The organism is Psychrobacter sp. AntiMn-1, from assembly GCF_001854065.1.
Lineage (GTDB): Bacteria > Pseudomonadota > Gammaproteobacteria > Pseudomonadales > Moraxellaceae > Psychrobacter > Psychrobacter pacificensis.
Window position 1 is genome coordinate 2534939 of sequence record NZ_CP012969.1, and the last position, 19651, is coordinate 2554589.

Genomic DNA, 19651 nt, shown 5'->3' on the forward strand with positions numbered 1-19651 from the left:
TTGTGGCCTCTAGAGGATTCATTGAGCTTCTGCGTCTAGCAGATTTGGCACGTGCGCGCAAAAGCGGTCGCCGCGGTGGTCAAGAGTTTGATTGGCAAGGGGTGGTATTTGAGATTGGTGGTCAGCGCTTAGTTGCTCCTATGGGTCAGGTATCAGAGGTGTTATCCATGCCAGAATACACTAGCTTACCTCTAGTAAAGCCTTGGATGCTAGGTATTGCCAATATTCGCGGACGACTACTACCTTTGACGGATTTGTCACGCTTTTTACAAGTGCCAAGCCGCTTGCCACAGCTAAGCCAGCGCAAAGTTATTGTGATCGATCACGATAATAACTTTTCAGGGCTACTGGTCGATCAAGTGCTTGGTATCGAACAGTTCACTCAGGAACATTACCGCCCAGAAGCGATTGATTCCAATTCACCATTTGCACCTTATAACCATGGTAAGTTTTTGAAAGACGAGCAGGAGTGGTACGTTTTCATGCCAAGCTTGCTGGCACAAGATCTGCAGTATTCAGATGCTGCGATATAGTAATCGACAATAAAACATCTATTTATTCGGTAACGACAGATTAATAGCGGCTGACACGATACAGTGGAATGTCAGTATTTATACAGGCTTTGCTAATCATTGTTTTGATAACAACAAGATTGTCAAAGTCAGTCACGATAAGACTTTGACGATTGTTTGAAAGGGATACGCAAGATGAGTGATGTTAAAAGAAAACCTGTAGCTGGTACAGGCAACACAACTGTAGAAGGCAAAGAGACCAATAATACGTGGAATCTATTATTAGGATTTTTTATTCTGCTGAGTGTGGTCTGTGTCGTTTGGTTGGCTAACGCGGTGTTATCGGTGAGTCAAGACTTTACTAACTTTAATCAAACAATTGTTTTACCAGCACTTGTCTTTGCTATTGGTGCTTTGGGTATTATGTTTGCCTCGTATCAATTGCTTAAGCAACGTGGTGGATCGGAGCGTTTGCTGATTGAAAAAGAAACCTTACGCCGCCGTCAAGAAGCAGAAGCAGAGTCTGAACGAGCTCGTCAAATTCAAGAAGAAAATGAACGTAACCAGATCGCTATTCTACGCCTACTTGATGAGTTAGGGGATTTGGCAGAAGGTGATTTGACGGTCAATGCTACCGTGTCAGAAGACTTTACAGGGGCAATTGCTGACTCAGTCAACTTCGCAATTGACCAATTACGTCAATTGGTCTTGGTTATTAACAGTACTGCCGACCGAGTTGCACAGTCTTCAGATCAAACGCAGATGAACGCTGTTGAGCTTGCTGAAGCTTCTGAACATCAAGCGCAAGAAATTGCTGGTGTATCAGCCGCTATTAATGAGATGACCGTGTCAATTGACCAAGTTTCGAATAATGCGTCAGAGTCTGCGACGGTTGCTCAGCGTTCAGTTGCCATTGCCTATAATGGGGCAGAAGTTGTACAGCGTTCGATTGAAGGTATGAACGTTATTCGTGATCAGATTCAAGAGACATCGAAACGTATCAAGCGCCTTGGTGAGTCTTCTCAAGAGATTGGTGATATCGTTGGCTTGATTAACGATATTGCAGACCAAACCAACGTTCTGGCATTGAACGCCGCCATTCAGGCATCGATGGCAGGTGAGGCTGGTCGAGGCTTTGCAGTTGTTGCTGATGAGGTTCAGCGTCTGGCTGAGCGTTCAGCGAATGCGACCAAACAGATTGAAACATTGGTAAAAACCATTCAGGCAGATACTAATGAGGCTGTTATGTCGATGGAATCGACGACATCTGAAGTAGTACGTGGTGCTCGTTTGGCAAAAGATGCTGGTGAAGCACTAGAAGAGGTACAGAGCGTTTCTAACACGTTGGCTGACTTGATTCAGAACATCTCAAATGCTGCATTACAGCAGGCTGAATCTGCTGGCCATATTTCTCATACTATGAATATCATTCAAGATATTACTTCACAAACCTCATCTGGTACGTTGGCCACAGCACGTTCTATTGGTGAGTTGAGTGAAATGGCTGCCGCACTACAAGAATCGGTTACTGGCTTTAAAGTATCCAATGATGATGAATTGTTAGATGATGAAATGATTAACTCTGAACAAACTTTATCAGAAATTGTCTAACCTTTTAGCTTGAATATTGAATCGGTATCGATACGTCTTTTTGTATAAGATTTTAATTAAAATGCTGTATAGGTTCTGACGCCGTGCAGCATTAATAATAGCAGGCGACGTGAACAATCATATACAAGCAGAAAAGGCTCTATCTAATACATTTGAACCTGTATGGGGTGATGAGATGATACAGGGCGATAGTGCTAATTTACAGCAATGGCAGAGATATATAGAACAAGAGATTGGCTTTATATTGCCAAATACACAGCTGCAGTGGTTGACCAATGCCATTGACCACACAGCAACATTAAATGGACTCACTACTCAGCAGCTCTGGTATCAATTACCAAAGAATAATGAGATTCGTCAGCAGCTATTAGACAAAGTGCTCATTCATGAGAGTCGCTTTTTTCGTCATAAACCTTCTATCGATTTCATCACACGATATGCAATAGACAAGTGTGCAGATGACAGGAGTAAGCCCTTTCGCATTTGGAGCGTTGGTTGTGCAAGTGGGCACGAGACTTGGTCACTGGCCATGAGTCTGACAGCAGCGCAGTTATCCAATCATGTGATACTGGGAACAGATGTGAGCGAGCAAGCGATTACAAACGCGCGATTAGGACAATATGATCAACGGCAGTATTCATTAATTCCTCAAAATTGTCAGCAGTTTGTTTACCCTTTGATCACCAAGAATGCAGGTAATGAGCTGAGTATGGCTGATACTTCTAGTAAAGTAGAAAGGTCTATCAATACTCAGTTTGACTGGCAAGTAGCGCCAGCTTTACGACCTTATGTTAGCTTTGCTCTACACAATGTTATTGAACAAAAATCACCCACTTCGCATCTCCAAAATGTGATTATCTGCCAAAACATGCTGCTGTATTTTCGCAAGTTTGATCAGCGTGATATTTTGGCATGGCTATCAGAGCAGTGTGCGGTAGAGGGATATATTATATTGGCTCCAGGTGAGGCGTTGTTTTGGCGCCCTTCGAATATGCGCCGTATTGCGCACCCACAAGTGAATGTGTGGCAAAAAATTAGTGCCTAAATTAGTGCCTAGACGAGTTAGGATAAACCTATGAAAAAGCAGCCCAATGACATAGTGACGCTTGAGTGGTTGTCGCCACTGCTCAATGAGCAATTATCACAGATATCTGATGGCTGGCAATCAGGTGCCGATATCGACAGTTATCAACAGATGACATCGCACTACTATCAAGTTAGTGGTGCGCTGACTATGATTCGCTTGCCTCTACTAGCAGATCTTGCCAATAAGTTGAGTTTTATGGCGAGCTTGGGGGCTAGTCACAATCTGTCTGCTAGAGACTGTCAAATAGGCAAGTTTTCTCATAAGTTATTGCAACATGCGCTCAATCAATATACGCATCTAGGCAAATACAACCCTGCTCTAATAAATAAGGCTACTAATGAGCTTGCCCAGATACTATCGCAACGAGGTGTGGAAGCAGATGCATTTATAGATGCTACTGATACCCAGCATGCGCATCTAAACAATGATGATACTCATGAAGGTATGGTTCATGAAGATATTGTCAATAGCATTCAGATCGCAGTACCCACGAGTAATGTTACGACCAATTTAGAAGATCAACACTATCAGCAGATGTTACTGGTGTGGCGACAGCAAGTACAAAAATTGCTGGTTGCCAATATCAATCAGGCACCTGTTCTACAAATTTTAGAAAAAGTTAGTCAATATCTATGGCAGAATACTCAAGACAATGATTTACAGCGTCTATGGTATTTGAGCGAGTTGTGGCTGAGTGATCTTGCCCATAATGAAGCGCCATCACCTGAATATTATGCGCCACTATTAGGTCAGCTTGATCGCGTCATAGAATCTGCTACTCAGCCTACGCACTTATCTTCGAGCCTTGTTAAAGGCTTAATCAACAGTGTCTATATTCAGCTCATCTACCTAGAGAATAGTAGCGAGCGAACTCAATCTACCCTTAATGAGATATCACAGTGTGAGCCTGCGACCTTACGTTTTTTAACGCGATTGCTCAGTGAGATTGAGACTCTTATCTTCAATCTAGATAAGCCAGATACGCTAATAAACCCTCTACGACATATAAAGAGCCAGCTTGAGAGTCGAGGTTGGGTGCAATATGCGTCGCAAGTTGAATCGATCCTTACAGATTTAGAGCAAGCACGCTTATCAGAGACAGAGTTTACGCAGCAGCAATGGCACATAGAGCGCAAGTTACAAGAGCTATATAGTGCTATTTACGATACCGAGCAGGCAATATCACTCAAAATTGGCGCTTCTTCTTCTTTTGCTATTATACCTGAAGCGTTTGATAGCAGTGATGTAAAGGATGAAGGTAGACATGAGTCAGTTTCTACTGACAGTGACTTACGTGAGCTACGTATTGCCGTTGAAGAAATCAAGGAAAGCTTTAACGAGTATATACAACGTCAAGATATCCAGTCTTTACCAGTCATTGCTGACTTTGACAAGATTGCCCATGCTTTTGATGATATGGGACTGCCAGTCATTAGTGAGACGATAGAAAATATAGGTAGTATATTCACACAACTGCTCACTCATGAGGTTGCTGTACTTAGCTGGGATGTGACCCAAGCCTTGGCAGAGAGTCTGACCTCGATTGAATTGTTACTCGACTATCTTGCGCAGCAAGTCTTTGATCAAAACTTATTGACGCAGGCAAATGAGTATGCAGCGAAAGCATCACAGCTTCTTAATGCGTATGCGAACTCACCAGAAACAACTAACGATACATGGCTGACGCAAAAGCCAGTCGCGATGAATGTGCTTCGTTATGATGATAGTGGTGAGATCGCGCCTGTGACCAGCTCAGATAATGAAACGGTGATAGCAACGCAAGATACCACTGATACTAATCCTAATGTAGAGAGTGATGCATTGCTGCGTGCTCGTGAACAACTCAAGCCTGACAACTTTGAAGTTGATGAAGAGATTCGTGATATTTTTATCGAAGAAGTGAACGACGTCATTACTGATTTAGAAGATTTTCTTCCTATTTGGCAGCAGGATTCACAAAATCTAACACCCTTGACCGAAGTCCGTAGAAGCTTTCATACCTTAAAAGGCTCAGGCCGCATGGTTGGTGCCTTTAGCATCAGTGAGATGGCGTGGTCAATAGAAAACCTACTTAACCGTCTGTTGGATAAGACACTCCCTGTAACAGACGATGTCGTACGTCTGGTAATAGAGACGGCGGAACGTTTGCCAGTGCTACTGACAGATTTTGCCGCACAACAATTACCAAGCTCTGATCCTGCTATTACTATTCTGAAAAGTCGTAACCTAATGACGCAGCAGCCTGTCAATGCTGGTTTAGATACGTTTGAGACTGGAATCACTGAAACATCAGCTGAAGTAGCGTTAGGTATCAATGACTCTGATTCAATGGATGATGTATCGTTAGAAACATTACTTTCGAGCGTTGATGGTGCTGAAGGAGCAGATTCTGAAAGCAATAATACAAATATACCAGAATCGCTATCTGGTTTAGAGATTCCAGCAGTACTTATCCCGTTTATGCAAGAAACCGAGCAATTAGCAGCCGATGCGAATGATGGAGATCCTGATATTAAAGAGATATTTATAGAAGAGGCCGAGGAAGTACTTGCCGAAATCGTACCTTTATATGAAGGTTGGCAGCTAGTATCGACTGACCTTGCCGCTCTAAAAGATATCCGTCGCGGTTTTCATACCCTAAAAGGCTCTGGTCGCATGGTGGGCGCTAACTACACCGCCGAGCTAGCATGGGCGATAGAGAATATGCTTAATCGCGTATTGGATCATAGTGTTGTTGTCTCAAGCGATATGTGTCAGCTGATGTCAGATGTATTGGCCGCTTATCCTGAAATGTTAGTAGCATTTGAAAATAACAGCCAAGATTACCCAGCTTTAGTGCCCTTATGGATTGCCTGCGCCAATGCCTATAGTAAGCAACAGGGTGATGCGTTTAGTTACTCTCGCTTATATGAGCAAGCAACAAGCCATTCTGAAGCTGACGCCGCGCAAGAGCCCGTATTGATAACTAGCATAGACGAAGACAATCCTACCTATGATGAGACTAATGAAGCGATAGACATGACGCTACAGACCTTCCATTCTGTCAACGAAAAAATGGCAGAGGCAACTGTTGTTTTAGCGCCTCAAAGCGAAGAAGAAAAAGCATTTTGTAAGATATTTATTGATGAAGCAGAAGAGTTACTTCATCACATTGATCAATTTGTCACCGACAATCAAGATCAGCAACTGATTGAGATAACGGATGAAATAGTACGTGCATTTCATACATTACGAGCCGCATCTGGCTCCAGTGCTTTGGCTGCTATCAGCGAAGTTAGCGCAGCGATAGAGCACAGTTTGGAGCTATTGCATCAGCAAGATATAGCGATGAGTGCCCAACATCTAGAGGCTTTAGCGCAATCTGCCAAGCTGATAAATGGTTATTTAAGTAGCTACAAACAAAATATTCAGCAGCGTAGTGTCATAGTAGAAGATTCACACAGTCAGCAAGAGCAAGACATAGCGTCATTGCAAGCAATGCTGGCTGAGCAGTATGTCATTAGTGATGCTGATGCGACCGTTGTTACTAATAGCAAACCAACGATAGAAGAGCTATTAGATAATAATATCGACACGTTGTTAGATGCTGAGTGGGAGTTAGAGAAGGCGCTCGGTCATGCTGAAAAAGAACACAGTCAAGACTATATCGCGCAGCAAATTTCACAAATCACCTGTTTAATAGATAAAGCTCAAGCATTTCCAAAATTCATTACCGTTCTGAATGAGCTAGGTAATGCCTATAGTTACCTGAGTGATAATATTGATAAAGCGAGAGATAGAGATATTCAATCTATTCTGCTATCAGGTCATGCCCAGTTGATTGGGCTATTCGATGCCCTAGCTGGTAGTACGTCATTGAAAATAGACCAGCAGGTAATGAGTGAGCTACAAGGTATCTATCAAAATGATAACCTTGACGATAACGACGAAGGCTTTGTCGTTCGAGCTATTTCAGCACCTGAAATCCAATTTGAAACGATTGATACGGATATTGAGCTATTAGAGATTTTCTTAGAAGAAGCTCAAGAACTTGATAACGCCCTAGATGAGAGTTTCAATAAATGGCGTGACGATATTACTAATATCAACTCGCTAAAAGTATTACAGCGTCATTTGCACACCATTAAAGGTGGCGCACGGATGGCTGGCATTCGTAGTATTGGTGATCTAACTCACGAAGCAGAAAGTGTTTATGAGTCTTTTGTAGAAAACAGACGAGAGCCGACGACACAGTGGCTTGAGATTATGCAAATGGTGCAAGACACGATGTCGCAACAAGTGATGCATATCGTGAATCATAAAAAATCCTTTTTCACCTCAGAGCTGATTGAGCAACTAAGAACGTTTGAAAAAGAAAAAACCTTACCAGAAACGGTAGAGCTGATCATACCAGTACCGAAAAACTATTTTGAACCAGACATTCAAAACGTAGTGGCGGATGAGGCCATTAGCAATACCGAAACATCAGAATTGCTCAGCCTAGATACCATGATTAAGCAATCATGGGCTAATGGGTTGCCTGATCCAGACATATTATCGGTGTTCTTAGAAGAGGCGGAGGAGCTTACCAATCGTAATAAATACCTGCATTTGTTCTTGAACGACACAAATAATACCACAGCATTACAAGCACTTCAGCGAGATCTGCATACGATTAAGGGCGGTGCCCGAATGGTGACTGCGTCCGGTATCGCTGATTTGGCTCATGAAATGGAGTCGGTTTATACGGATTTTGTGAGTAACCGTCGTCCCCCTACTCAGAAAGTATTAGAATTGCTAGTTGCCAGTCATGATTGGCTTGCTGATGCCGTATTTATTCTTCAGCAACATGTCAATCCACCAACGCCTGCACTATTGATCGAGGCGTTAGAGCAGTTTGGGAGAAATCCTGATAGTCTCAAACAAGTTCCTAAAGAATCCCTACAGTCTCAGCGCGAAGCAATTTTGATTGCCAAAGAAAACCAAGACTCTCACTATCTTGCAAAAGATATTAGCGAGATGCCATCTATGTTCAGTAATACCAATAAGGAGGACGACAGCACTAGTAGTAATGAAATGATTCGTATCTCAGGTGGTCTGATTGAGCATATGATTAATCTATCTGGTGAGTCAGCGATTAACCGCGCCCGTATTGATATGGGTATTAGTAGCTTGACCAACAGTATCGAAGAGATGGGTACAACGGTACAGCGACTGGCAGATCAGTTACGCCGTATGGAGATTGAGCTTGAAGCTCAGATTTTGTCACAAATAGATGATGAGCTGATTGATAATGAGGATTTCGATCCTCTCGAGATGGATCAGTATTCTTCACTGAATCAATTATCAAAATCATTGACAGAATCTGCCTCGGATTTGGTGGATATTAACCATACTTTATTAGAAAAGACTCGTGATAGTGAAAGCCTGTTGCTACAGCTATCGCGGACACAGACTGAGTTGCAAGATGGGCTGATGAATTCGCGTATGGTACCATTCACGCGTCTGACACCGCGTCTTGAGCGTATTGTTCGGCAGACGGCTAATGAGTTGAATAAATCGGTTGAGCTGACCATCATCAACGCTGATGATGAGATGGACAGAACCATCCTAGAGCGGATTACCTCACCGCTTGAGCATATGCTACGAAATGCTGTCGATCACGGTATCGAAACCACATCAGCACGTCTAAAAGCAGGTAAAGAGCGTAATGGTAATATTACGCTTGAGGTACATCGTGAAGGTAGTGAGATTGTCATCCAACTATCAGATGATGGCCGTGGTATCGATGTAGAAGCGGTAAGAAATAAAGCGATCTCTCAAGGTCTTATTGATGCAGACGATGACAGTCTCTCTGATCTTGATATTATGCAATATATCTTTAATGCTGGGCTGAGTACTAGTAAGCAGGTGACACAGATCTCTGGACGCGGCGTTGGCATGGACGTTGTTATTAGTGAAATTCGTCAGTTAGGCGGTGCGGTCTCTGTTGTCTCCGAGCTTGGCAAAGGCTCTAAATTTACGATGCGCTTGCCATTGACTGTTGCTGTTTCTGATGCGCTGGTTGTGCGCGCCGCAGATCGTTACTATGCAATACCATTGGTACAGATTGAGCGCGTGGTACGGGTTAACCCAGAAAAGCTCTATGACTATTATCATTCAGATGATGCTACATTGAACTTTGAAGACACGGAATATCGTGTACGCTATCTCAACGAGATCTTATCTGGTAATAAACTGAACGAGCTGGTGGTTAATACCAACACCAGTCTGCCGCTGATTATTATTAAAAACCGCACAGGGCAAAATATTGCACTGCAAGTTGATCAGATTGCAGGATCACGTATCGAAGTTGTTGTTAAGCCTCTAGGACAGCAATTATCGAATATACCGGGTATCTCAGCGGCTACTATCATGGGTGATGGCTCGGTAATGCTCATCCTAGACTTAATTGCATTAATGCGTAATGCACAGCTGGTCAAAAACCTCTCAAAATCTGCGGGTACCAAGCGAGGACGTATCGCCACCAAATCAACGATACTAGTAGTCGACGACTCAGTGACTGTACGTAAGGTAACGTCTCGCTTCTTGGAGCGTCAAGGATTCAATGTGGCGGTTGCAAAAGATGGCATCGATGCAATCGAGATACTACAAGATACAACACCAGATATGATCTTGTTAGATATCGAAATGCCGCGTATGGATGGATTCGAGGTGGCGACTCAGGTCAGATTCAATAGTCGATTACAGCATATCCCAATTATTATGATTACCTCACGTACTGGAGAAAAACATCGTGAGCGTGCTCTAGAGATTGGGGTGAACGACTATATGGGTAAACCATTCCAAGAAAAAGAGCTTCTTGAAAAAATTCAAAGACTACTAGGTGAAGAGGTTAGCCTAACTAATGACGGATAATGCACGTGTTTTAGCACTGCGACAAAAAAGCAATCATGATATCAAAGTGCTGGTAATGGCAGAGGATCATCGCCAGCGCTTGGCTTTTTCAGATACCGTACGTAGTTGCGGCTTTACCCTTGTAGGTTGTGTGTCAAGAGCACAGTGGCAAGCAAAAAGTAAGCTGTCTAATGTAGATATTGATATTTGGCTGATAGACAGTGATTACGACGACAGTGTAGCAACCGCAACAATCGCGTCAAAATCAGCGGCTGTCTTGGTGGGCTTTAGCCAAGCACCGTATCTCAATGAGGCACAGCAATATGGTAAATGGCAGCGTAAGTTAAAACGTAAACTTGCAAAGCTTTTAGCACTACCAGCCCTGATCGATACTCCCGAATACAAGGGCGATGACACTGAAAGAAGCTGGCAGTATGTCGTGTTTCTGGGCGCGTCTATGGGCGGCCCTAGTGCGGTAAAAGAATTTTTAGACAATGTGCCAGCGACACTGCCAGTGTGTATTTTATTGGCGCATCATTTCAATCAGACCATGATTGGTACGTTACCACGGATACTCAATCGCCATAATGATTGGCGCTGTGAGGTTATCGCGTCCTCGCAGCGTTTGCGAGCAGGGCATTGCCTCATAGCCCCTATTGATAAGCAAATAGTCTGTGATTCAGCTGGTAGGGTCATCTTGTTAGATCAAGCATGGAGCGGTGAATATAAGCCTGCTATTGGTCAGATTCTAAAAAATACCAGTGATGTCTATGGTAGCGATCTAATCAATATTATATTTTCGGGTATGGGCAATGATGGCTCTCAGTATTTGGATATGGTTCAAGACAACAACAGCCAGTTGTGGGCGCAAGACCCTAGTCTGAGTGCATGTCCGAGTCAACCTCAGGCTATTATTGACTCAGGGTATTGTGGTTTCGTTGGTAGTCCGACAGATTTGGCAAAAAAACTGACTGATTATATTGGTGAAAGGGCAGCAAGCCATTCACGCTAACTGATTGTGAGCGACGTATGAAACAAATTTTGAAACACTCATTTGAAGCGGTAAGTTTACTGACCACGAACAATGGTATGCTCGATGTGACTATCGTGCCAGCATCTAACCAACCCGATTGGATTATTCCGAGCAGTTTGATTTTGAGCGTCGACGATTATCAAGAGCGTATATCCAAGTATCAGTGGCAAGAGCAAAATCTTGCTGTCTTTCACTTGTTACCGCAAGATAGAACACCAGAGAAAGTCATCATACTAGAGGGTAATACCACCGAGCATCGATTTGCTTTGCAAACGGCAGGTGAGTTGCGCCAATTACAAGCCCGTATTTCTGACGTCAAAGATACAGAGCTTCCCGAGCAGTTTGCGGATACTAGCGTTGATAAAATAGAAGGGCAGTCTGACGAAAACGTTGTGCTCTCTTATCTGTATCAAACCGTTATGATTGACGATAATGTTTATTTGGTACCAGACTTGGACAAAATTGCGCATCATTTGGTGAATTTAGATGACTAGATTCTCGTCTAAGTTTCAGTTATGCTTCACCTCATAGGTAGTACCCGAGCAATGCTGATTACTTTTTGTTATTGAATGAGTTGCTGCCCTATATATAATATCAACTCTGCACACGACAAAAAAATCATCCCCACCCGATTTTCATAGGTTTAGGGGTTAAAAAGCTAACTAACTGTCGAAATACAGTCTTATCATTGTTAAAGAACACCAAGTGAAGGCCCTCAATCAACACATCCAGGCCAAGCGCAAACAAACTGGCTTGAGGTCGAGCGTTTGACTTTAACTTGCGCTTTAACGGCTTATCTTTGTCTTTATAAATACCGACATGATAAGCCCAACAAAATGCTAAGGCGTTCACTGCGACTAATTTACTGACCCGATCAAGATGGGTTAAGTGGGTATCTTCAAGATTAAAGCCACGGCCCTTTAGACAAGCAAATAAAGTCTCAATCTCCCAACGCTTAGCATAGCTTGTCATCGCATCCACTGTTTCTAGTTGATTGGTTGCGACAATCACTAAACCATAGTCTTTATCACGCTTGGCAAATACTCGAACCAAACAACCATCGACAGTCAGTATTCGCCCATGTCGATATGTTTCTTGATGGCTAACATGGCGCAATAACTCTTTAATCTGTACCAACTTGCCATGATGATTCTTAACTTTACTGTTCTTCTTAATCCGTATGGCAAAGGGTATGTGATTATTGGTGAGCCAGTTAAACCATTTTTCGCCAACAAACTCTCTGTCTGCTACTATCATCTCAAGGTTATCTTTGCCAAATTGTTTGATAAACCGCTCAATAAGTTCACAGCGTTCAAGATGGTTTGTATTACCTCGCTTATCTAGCATTTGCCAGTATAAGGGGATGGCTATCCCTTTATATACCACCCCTAACATAAAGATGTTGAGGTTACTTTTACCCCATTTCCAGTTGGTGCGGTCAATGGTTAAGGTGACTTCGCCTAGCCCAAATAGTCGATATATCATTAAAGCCAGTTGATCGTAGTCTATCCTCGCTTCGGCAAAAAATCGCTGTAGTCTGCGATAGTGACTGTCGGTCTTGCCACCCTTAGGAAGGTGTCTTGCTGTTTTTTTAAGATTACTGCTTTGAGCAGTAATCAGGGCTATTATCATTAGGCTCAAACAATTGATTCTTGCCTTGTTCATGCTCAGGTTTTGGGTTAAAGTCTCACTAAGTCTGTTAAAGTTTGGCATGGTCTATTCGTCTTAAAAATTACTATTATGCCTTTGCTTTAACAGACTTTTTTGTTTTTTTGTCGTGTGCAGAGTAATATCAATTATAAATAACGTTTAATAAAAACTATAGAGCCGCTCATGAATAATTCTAACGTATCAAAATGGTCGCTCAGCAGTCGTATATTTCATTGGATCAGCGCAGTTTTATTATTGATCACATGGGTGATGATACTGCTGCATGAAAATCTCGATAGCAATCTATATATCGGATTTCACAAAGCGTTTGGGATAAGCTTGTTGTTTTGGATGATTGCGCGAGTTATCAACCGCATCTTTACCAAAGCGCCACCGTCTATACCAATGCCAAAATGGCAATCGATGGTCTCTAAGCTATCGCATTTTGCGCTCTATGCCATTCTGATCGCTATGCCGCTTGCTGGTTTATTGATGACTGTATATGGTGGTCGTCCTGTCGATATCTTTGGTTTATTCCAAATACCCGTGTTTGTGACTCCTGATAGGAGTTTGGCCCGCTTTTATAATGATTTACATACCGATATTATTTGGCCAATGATCATCGGTTTTACAGCGCTGCATATTGGTGCTGCCTTGTATCATCAGTTTATTAAAAAAGACAATTTAATATCACGTATGAAATGATCTGCTATTGATCAATGCTCGAATGCTGTATACAGCATGCCGTACCAATAAACTTAAAGATGCAAAAAAGCCCTAAGTGCATTACTTAAGGCTTTTTAAGTGATAAATGAAAGTGCTTACGGTCTAAAGGTCTGGTTACAAATTTATTTTTTGTGTTCCGGTAAATTAATGTTCATCTCTAACACATCTAAGCTGTCTTCTGAGCGATGATTGATATTGACATCATCAATCTGCACGCCATTCACATATTTGTTGACCACTTCTAAGATTTCACGTTTCATTTTTTCGATACGATCAACCGTTAGGCGGTTATTTAGACGATTTTCGCTAGCAACGATAACCTTGAGGCGTTCGGTAGCTAGATTGGCACTGCCTGCACTACTGCCATCGTCAGTACCGAATAGGCTACTCCAAAATCCTTTTTTCTTAGTCATCATTAACCCCCAAACCAGCGCTGTAGTAAACTCTTTTTCTTCACATCAATATGACGTAGTGGACGCTCTTCGCCTAAGAAACGGGCGACGATATCATCATAACATTGACCAGCAACAGAGTCGGTATAATGAATAACAGGCTCACCGTGGTTCGATGCTTCGAGCACAGAATGGCTCTCAGGCACAACGCCGAGCAATGGTACTTTTAAGATGTCATTTGAGATAGTGTCGATGTCCATCATCTCGTTCGCAGCAGCACGTTCTGCATTGTAACGAGTGATAACCAAGTGCTCACGTACAGAGCCTAGGTTTTCTTCAACCTTTTTCGTTTGACTTTGCAAAATACCGATGATGCGATCCGAGTCACGTACTGAAGAGATCTCAGGGTTGGTAACAATGATGGCTTCGTCAGCGTGATACATGGCCAACTGTGCACCGCGCTCGATACCAGCAGGTGAGTCACAGATGATATAGTCAAACTGTTTAGACAGCTCATTCATGACCTCTGCGACACCTTCGTCCGTCAATGCGTCTTTGTCACGCGTCTGACTAGCAGGAAGGATATACAGGTTTTCAAGCTGTTTGTCTTTGACAAGTGCTTGCGACAAGCGTGCGCTACCGGTAATGACATCAACGAAATCATAAACAATTCGGTTTTCACAACCCATGATCAAGTCTAGATTACGTAGACCTACATCAAAATCAATTACAACCGTTTTATAGCCACGCAATGCTAAACCAGCGGCAAAAGAGGCGCTAGTCGTGGTTTTGCCTACACCGCCTTTACCTGAAGTGATTACAACTATCTTCGCCACAATGGCACACTCCTATGAATCAATGGGATATCTTTTATATAAATAGCACAATTGCATGGTATTTATCTACTAACTATATATGTACTATCTGCGAAGATAGCCTAGCATAAATATACAAGGATTTATAGCAAGTCTATATTAAAGCAGAAAAACAACTGAGATATGAGCTATAAAGGGCTTTTGCTTATAAATTTTACAGTTAATGGCGATAATTTTTAGCCGTTTGATAGCTATTTAAATATACGGCAAATAACGTTAGAACCAACACTTAATAATAGCCCAATTGTAACGATTAATTTAATATATCTTGTTTTATTTATCTGACACAGCAGCTTATATAATTACAGCTTACCTTACCCAGTTTACTTTACTAGACAATCACCTAACCGTTTATTATTTTTAACTGAGCAATAATTAAGCTTCATCCATTACGATAAATACTAGGCCTTCACCTTCCACAAACTTTACTTGCACAGGTTTGTCTATCACGTGCTCAGGTAGGTTGTCCCGTAAACAGTAAGTTCCAGCTACAGACACGAGGGAGGGGTTAAAGACTTGGCAAAAAATGCGGGCATCTTTGTCACCCGTTGCGCCTGCCACCAAGCGACCTTGCGCACGTCCATAGACATGTAAGCTGTTGTCAGTGATGGCTTCAGCACCGCTATTCACACTGTTTGTCAAAATCAAATCGCCGCCGACATGGTTTAAGCTTTGGCCTGAGCGTAGCATCTGGTCGTAGATGAGGCTGGTAATATGCTGAGCACTTAACAATGTCTCATCTGGAAGACTGGAGATGGTGGTTTCAGTGGCAGATATATTTGCCGCACTCTCGGTGCTAGTAGCGTTGACTGATTCTGTGCGATTATCTTCTTTAGGTTTATTGGACGGTGTAGGGGCTGTTTTGCTAGGTACGATACGTTCAATGCGTTTACCATCTGCAGGAAAGATGGCCAAGCGCTGCTCACGCGCTTGATCATCAAGTAGGCCTGTCACCACACCGATCGGCTGTAGTCCCCATGACCATAATAGCTCTACTAAGGCAGATAAATCTTGCTCGACGTCGCTATCGAGCAAGATAGGAATGTTGCTTGATTTATTGCTCAGTGTCTCAGTAAGCTGGGCTTCAATAGCGCCCAGATCGCTGGTACTAAACTGTAAACGCGAAAAGGTCAGCATCTTGCCATATAGGGCTAAGGCTGGTGCTGCGCTTGCAGTCTGATTATTATTGTCTGAAACTGTCATATATAAACCCTTAAAAATAATTCTGTCGCTGTATTCACGGTGTCATTTTTATTATCGTGTCATGTTAGTAGGCATACTATAGATTGAGCATGTCTTGGTGTTTCCATTGTTGTACTTTTACTTGTGCTTCAAATGCAGTCAAACTGTCATCAATGATACTCGAAATCAGAGTATCAAGTGCACTATTATCGGTGTCTATTTGCGCAATACCACTGGCAATCGCCACCATCAATGCGTCAAGCCGCGCTGGATCAAGCAGGCGCTTATTTAAGGCATAAACAACGTTTTCACCGATGTTGTGTCCGACATGCTGCAGTTGTGATTCGATCAGGCTACCCGCGATAGGAATCATGCGCAAATAGCGTCGCAGCTCAGGAGTATTGGCTAGACCTTCTTCAATAGCGTTGCCCATTTCGCTGGCTAATAGACTGCCACCACCTGATGAGGCAGTCAGCTCCTGTAGTTTTGGTGCAAGCTCTGAGCGCAGAATAGATAATACAGCCGCTTCAATCTCAGCACGGTTGCGCGTGATGGCTGACTCGATAAAAGATTTGTGCGTTTCAGGGTTGGTCAATTCCTGCCTAAAATTTTGGATGGTCGTCAGGATGACACGATCAGAGAGCTCTTCTAATAATAGGTCAATATAGAACTTAATACGATTGATCCATGGCTGCGGGAGTACTTGGTAGCCAAGCTGGTACAATCGGCGTCCGATAACAACGGCTCTAAATAACCGTAACAAACGTAGCTGCGGAAAACAGCCTAAGACTTCGTACCAGTGGACAAAAGGGAAGAAAAACCAGCGATAATAGACTTTTTCTTTGATTGCGATTGCCCAGCGTAATAATAATTCAGCAACCAAAAATATGGTAAAAAACCCACCAGCGGTACGCAACGGCTTATGCAACGTCGCCTGATACCAACTTAGTCCTTCGCTGACTGACAGCCATTGTGCAGCATTGACACTAAAGTCGCTCATCAATACAGCATCCAGACTGATCAGCAGAAGATCAATACTGATAGCGATAAGCATCACGATATCATAAGTGAGCTTTAAACGACTGGGTTTTGGACGGTTTGGCCTTGGTGGCTCACTATTTGCAAGATGAGGCGACACCGGTGCAGTTGCAATAGGCGGGCTGGTAGTAGGAGAGGCGGGCACAGTCATACCTTATAAATGATAAATGGCACAAAGAAATGAGTAAATTTTTGACGGCTATTAAAAATAACCATCAAAAATCGATGCGTACATGATTAATCACATTATCAATGAATAAGGCCAAAAAACAACCCATCTATGATTAAAAATCATGCATAGCTACTTATAAAGTAATAATGATCATTTGCAACGCGACTATCATCAGTACAGTGCTCACGTATCATCATTAACCTCTGCGTTATTGATTACTCAAGCGCTTATGGCAGTATGACTAGATTTTGTCCGTTATCGGACTATGAGTGCTGCGTCTTTTAAAAGTTATGTGATGACTTACGGCGTAAGTGAGTCATTTATTGAGCCGCTTGAGTTTTAGGGGCTGTCTCAAAATCGGCCAGCATGTCGGTGATGCGCTGATCTTTTTGACGCCAGATGTGTTCAACCCAATCAAACATCTGCGCCTTTATTTCTTCATCATTTTCATAGCCGCCTTGCTTAATACCTTCAAACAGCGCATCTGGTATATCGATATATCTTAGATCCACGCCCAAACGTTTGATATTGCCTTTCCACAGATCGCTATAGCTTGGTACGCCATCAGGATAGACGATGGTCATATCCAGTATGCCATCGATATCCTCGCCTAGGGCGTTAATCGCAAGGGATAAGCCGCCTGCTCGTGGTTTTAGCAAGTGCGTATAAGGAGACTGCTGTTTGGTATGTTTGGCCTTGGTAAAGCGCGTACCTTCTAGATAGTTTAGCAAGGTGAACGGCTTGTCTTTTAAAAGGGCACAGGCACGCTTGGCCTCTTCGATATCTTTACCTTTGAGTGCAGGGTTTTTGGCGATGGCTTCTTTAGAGTGTCTGCGCATCATGGGGAAATCTAAAAAGTAAAAAGCTTGCCCAACGATGGGAATATAGATCAGCTCAAATTTAGTAAAGAAACGCGTCAATGGCAGGCGCTTTTCGCCAATGTATTGCACGATGCTGGTATCGACCCAAGATTGGTGGTTGCTGACCAGAAGGTATTTACCATCGATGCGAATATCATCTGGTAGGCTGATACGCCAATCTTTGCGAGGCAGCATATCATCGATTAGTGCACTGTTGCTGCTGATCCAGTAAGTCGCGATTTTGATGACCGCTTTATCTGCAATAGGTGCACCGGTGATGACTTTGCCGACACCCATCAACCACAAAGGAATACTACCACCAAAGCTATTGGCAGTGATAACGCTTGCTGCTGTCGCTAATGAAACCGCCTTACCCAGTTTGGGCGTGCGTTTGTGCAGTTTTCGAATGGTAGATGTCAGTCGCATGCTTAATCCTCTTGGTTCAGTTTAATTAATAAGTACACCATATATTTCACAAGTCGATGTTTTAAATATTGCCAAAACTGCTCATATGATTGATGACCAATAATCCAGTGGACTAAGCGCTAATCATAGAAGCGTTGCTGATTAATTCCTGATACAGCGGTCATTTGACGATGAGAAATTTGGCCACATAATTTTAGCAGAAACGTTTCGCAGTGTACGAGTGTAAACGTGACTAGTGATAACAAGGAACAGGTATTGGATAGTTTAGATGCTAAGAAATACCGTAAAGTTAATCTGCACTTCTCATACATAGGTGTGACAAAATATTACACAGTGTTAGATTGTAATTGCCATAATAATGATTAAAGTAAATAAGTACTTAATAAGATTAACGGACAATCTTGATAAAGCACGATTTATAATACTTTAAACTTATAGAGGAAATATCATGCGTAATACATTATTAATTGCAGCAGTAGCATCAGGTCTAGCACTTAGCGGTTGTACGACTGATCCAAACACTGGGCAGCAACGTTTGAATAAAGCTGCATTGGGCGGCCTAGTTGGTGCAGCAGGTGGCGCAACTATCTCAAAAGCAACAGGCGGCGACAAGACTGGTCGTGATGCTGCTATCGGTGCTGCATTGGGTGCTGGCGTTGGTTATTACATGGAGCGTCAGGCTCGTCAGCTTGAGCAGCAAATGGCTGGTACAGGCGTGACTGTTAACCAAGACCCAACCACCGGTAACATTGATCTTGTTATGCCAGGTAGCATCACTTTCTCGTTTGATAGTGCAACACTTAACTCATCATTCAAGCCAACGCTAGACAAGCTTGCTTCAACCATGAACCAGTATAACCAGAACACCATCACGATTGCTGGTCACACTGATAGCCAAGGTTCAGCATCTTACAACATGGGTCTGTCACGCGACCGTGCTTACTCAGTTGCCAACTACCTAACTGCTCGCGGTGTTGCTTCTAACCGTATCAATGTAGTTGCTTATGGCGAGTCACGTCCAATTGCTACCAACAACACTGAATCTGGTCGTCAGCAAAACCGCCGTGTTGAGCTAACGGTTAATGCACCACAAAGCGTCAACTAATCGACAGTTCTATATAGCTATTTGATAGGTGCAAATGATTTTCACGCACTTATCTAGCAAAAAGAGTCAGCGATATGTTGGCTCTTTTTTTATGCGCTAAATTTTG

The 19651-nt window shown here is 42.8% G+C and carries 13 protein-coding genes and 1 pseudogene; 8 read left to right on the top strand and 6 right to left on the bottom strand.

Going from position 1 to position 19651, the window contains the following annotated elements; genetic code table 11:
• The first annotated feature begins 2 nt into the window (after nt 1-2).
• The 6 genes and pseudogenes from AOT82_RS10825 (at nt 3) to AOT82_RS10850 (ending at nt 11613) form a co-directional block, all read left to right on the top strand.
• A complete protein-coding gene (locus tag AOT82_RS10825; RefSeq protein WP_071002987.1) occupies nt 3-533 on the top strand; it encodes a chemotaxis protein CheW in 531 nt (176 codons plus the stop codon).
• Between the two features lie 516 nt (nt 534-1049).
• Nucleotides 1050-2123: pseudogene (locus AOT82_RS10830) on the top strand (methyl-accepting chemotaxis protein); the annotation flags it as partial.
• 109 nt (nt 2124-2232) lie between these two features.
• Nucleotides 2233-3168, top strand: a complete 936-nt coding sequence (locus tag AOT82_RS10835) for a CheR family methyltransferase (RefSeq protein WP_071002989.1) — start codon at nt 2233-2235, stop codon at nt 3166-3168.
• Nucleotides 3169-3198: 30 nt separating this feature from the next.
• Nucleotides 3199-10107, top strand: a complete 6909-nt coding sequence (locus AOT82_RS10840; RefSeq protein ID WP_071002990.1) for an Hpt domain-containing protein — start codon at nt 3199-3201, stop codon at nt 10105-10107.
• Entirely contained in the window at nt 10097-11098 is a 1002-nt protein-coding gene (locus AOT82_RS10845) for a chemotaxis protein CheB (RefSeq protein WP_071002991.1), read from the top strand. The genes AOT82_RS10840 and AOT82_RS10845 overlap by 11 nt, the downstream gene beginning before the upstream one ends.
• Nucleotides 11099-11115: 17 nt before the next feature.
• A complete protein-coding gene (locus AOT82_RS10850; protein ID WP_058025479.1) occupies nt 11116-11613 on the top strand; it encodes a hypothetical protein in 498 nt (165 codons plus the stop codon).
• Nucleotides 11614-11737: 124 nt separating this feature from the next.
• Here the strand turns inward: AOT82_RS10850 and AOT82_RS10855 are convergent, their stop codons facing one another.
• Nucleotides 11738-12832, bottom strand: a complete 1095-nt coding sequence (locus AOT82_RS10855) for an IS4 family transposase (protein WP_071001282.1) — start codon at nt 12830-12832, stop codon at nt 11738-11740.
• Between the two features lie 120 nt (nt 12833-12952).
• On the opposite strand from AOT82_RS10855, the gene AOT82_RS10860 reads away from it, so the two are divergent.
• Nucleotides 12953-13474 (top strand): cytochrome b, encoded by a 522-nt coding sequence (locus tag AOT82_RS10860; RefSeq protein ID WP_071002992.1) that lies wholly within the window; start codon nt 12953-12955, stop codon nt 13472-13474.
• Between the two features lie 143 nt (nt 13475-13617).
• Here AOT82_RS10860 and minE read toward each other — a convergent pair whose 3' ends face one another.
• The 5 genes from minE to AOT82_RS10885 form a co-directional block, all read right to left on the bottom strand.
• A complete protein-coding gene (gene minE / locus AOT82_RS10865; RefSeq protein WP_071003763.1) occupies nt 13618-13908 on the bottom strand; it encodes a cell division topological specificity factor MinE in 291 nt (96 codons plus the stop codon).
• A gap of 2 nt (nt 13909-13910) precedes the next feature.
• Entirely contained in the window at nt 13911-14723 is an 813-nt protein-coding gene (gene minD / locus AOT82_RS10870) for a septum site-determining protein MinD (protein ID WP_071002993.1), read from the bottom strand.
• Nucleotides 14724-15137: 414 nt separating this feature from the next.
• On the bottom strand, nt 15138-15965 hold the full coding sequence (gene minC, locus AOT82_RS10875) for a septum site-determining protein MinC (protein WP_071002994.1): 828 nt from the start codon (nt 15963-15965) through the stop codon (nt 15138-15140).
• A 76-nt stretch (nt 15966-16041) separates the two neighbouring features.
• Nucleotides 16042-17133: a hypothetical protein gene (locus tag AOT82_RS10880; protein WP_227517143.1), complete on the bottom strand. Its 1092-nt coding sequence runs from the start codon at nt 17131-17133 to the stop codon at nt 16042-16044.
• Nucleotides 17134-17474: 341 nt separating this feature from the next.
• Nucleotides 17475-18440 (bottom strand): acyltransferase, encoded by a 966-nt coding sequence (locus AOT82_RS10885; RefSeq protein WP_071002996.1) that lies wholly within the window; start codon nt 18438-18440, stop codon nt 17475-17477.
• Nucleotides 18441-18888: 448 nt separating this feature from the next.
• Between AOT82_RS10885 and AOT82_RS10890 the strand changes: the two genes are divergently transcribed.
• Nucleotides 18889-19545 (top strand): OmpA family protein, encoded by a 657-nt coding sequence (locus AOT82_RS10890; RefSeq protein ID WP_071002997.1) that lies wholly within the window; start codon nt 18889-18891, stop codon nt 19543-19545.
• Nucleotides 19546-19651 lie beyond the last annotated feature (106 nt).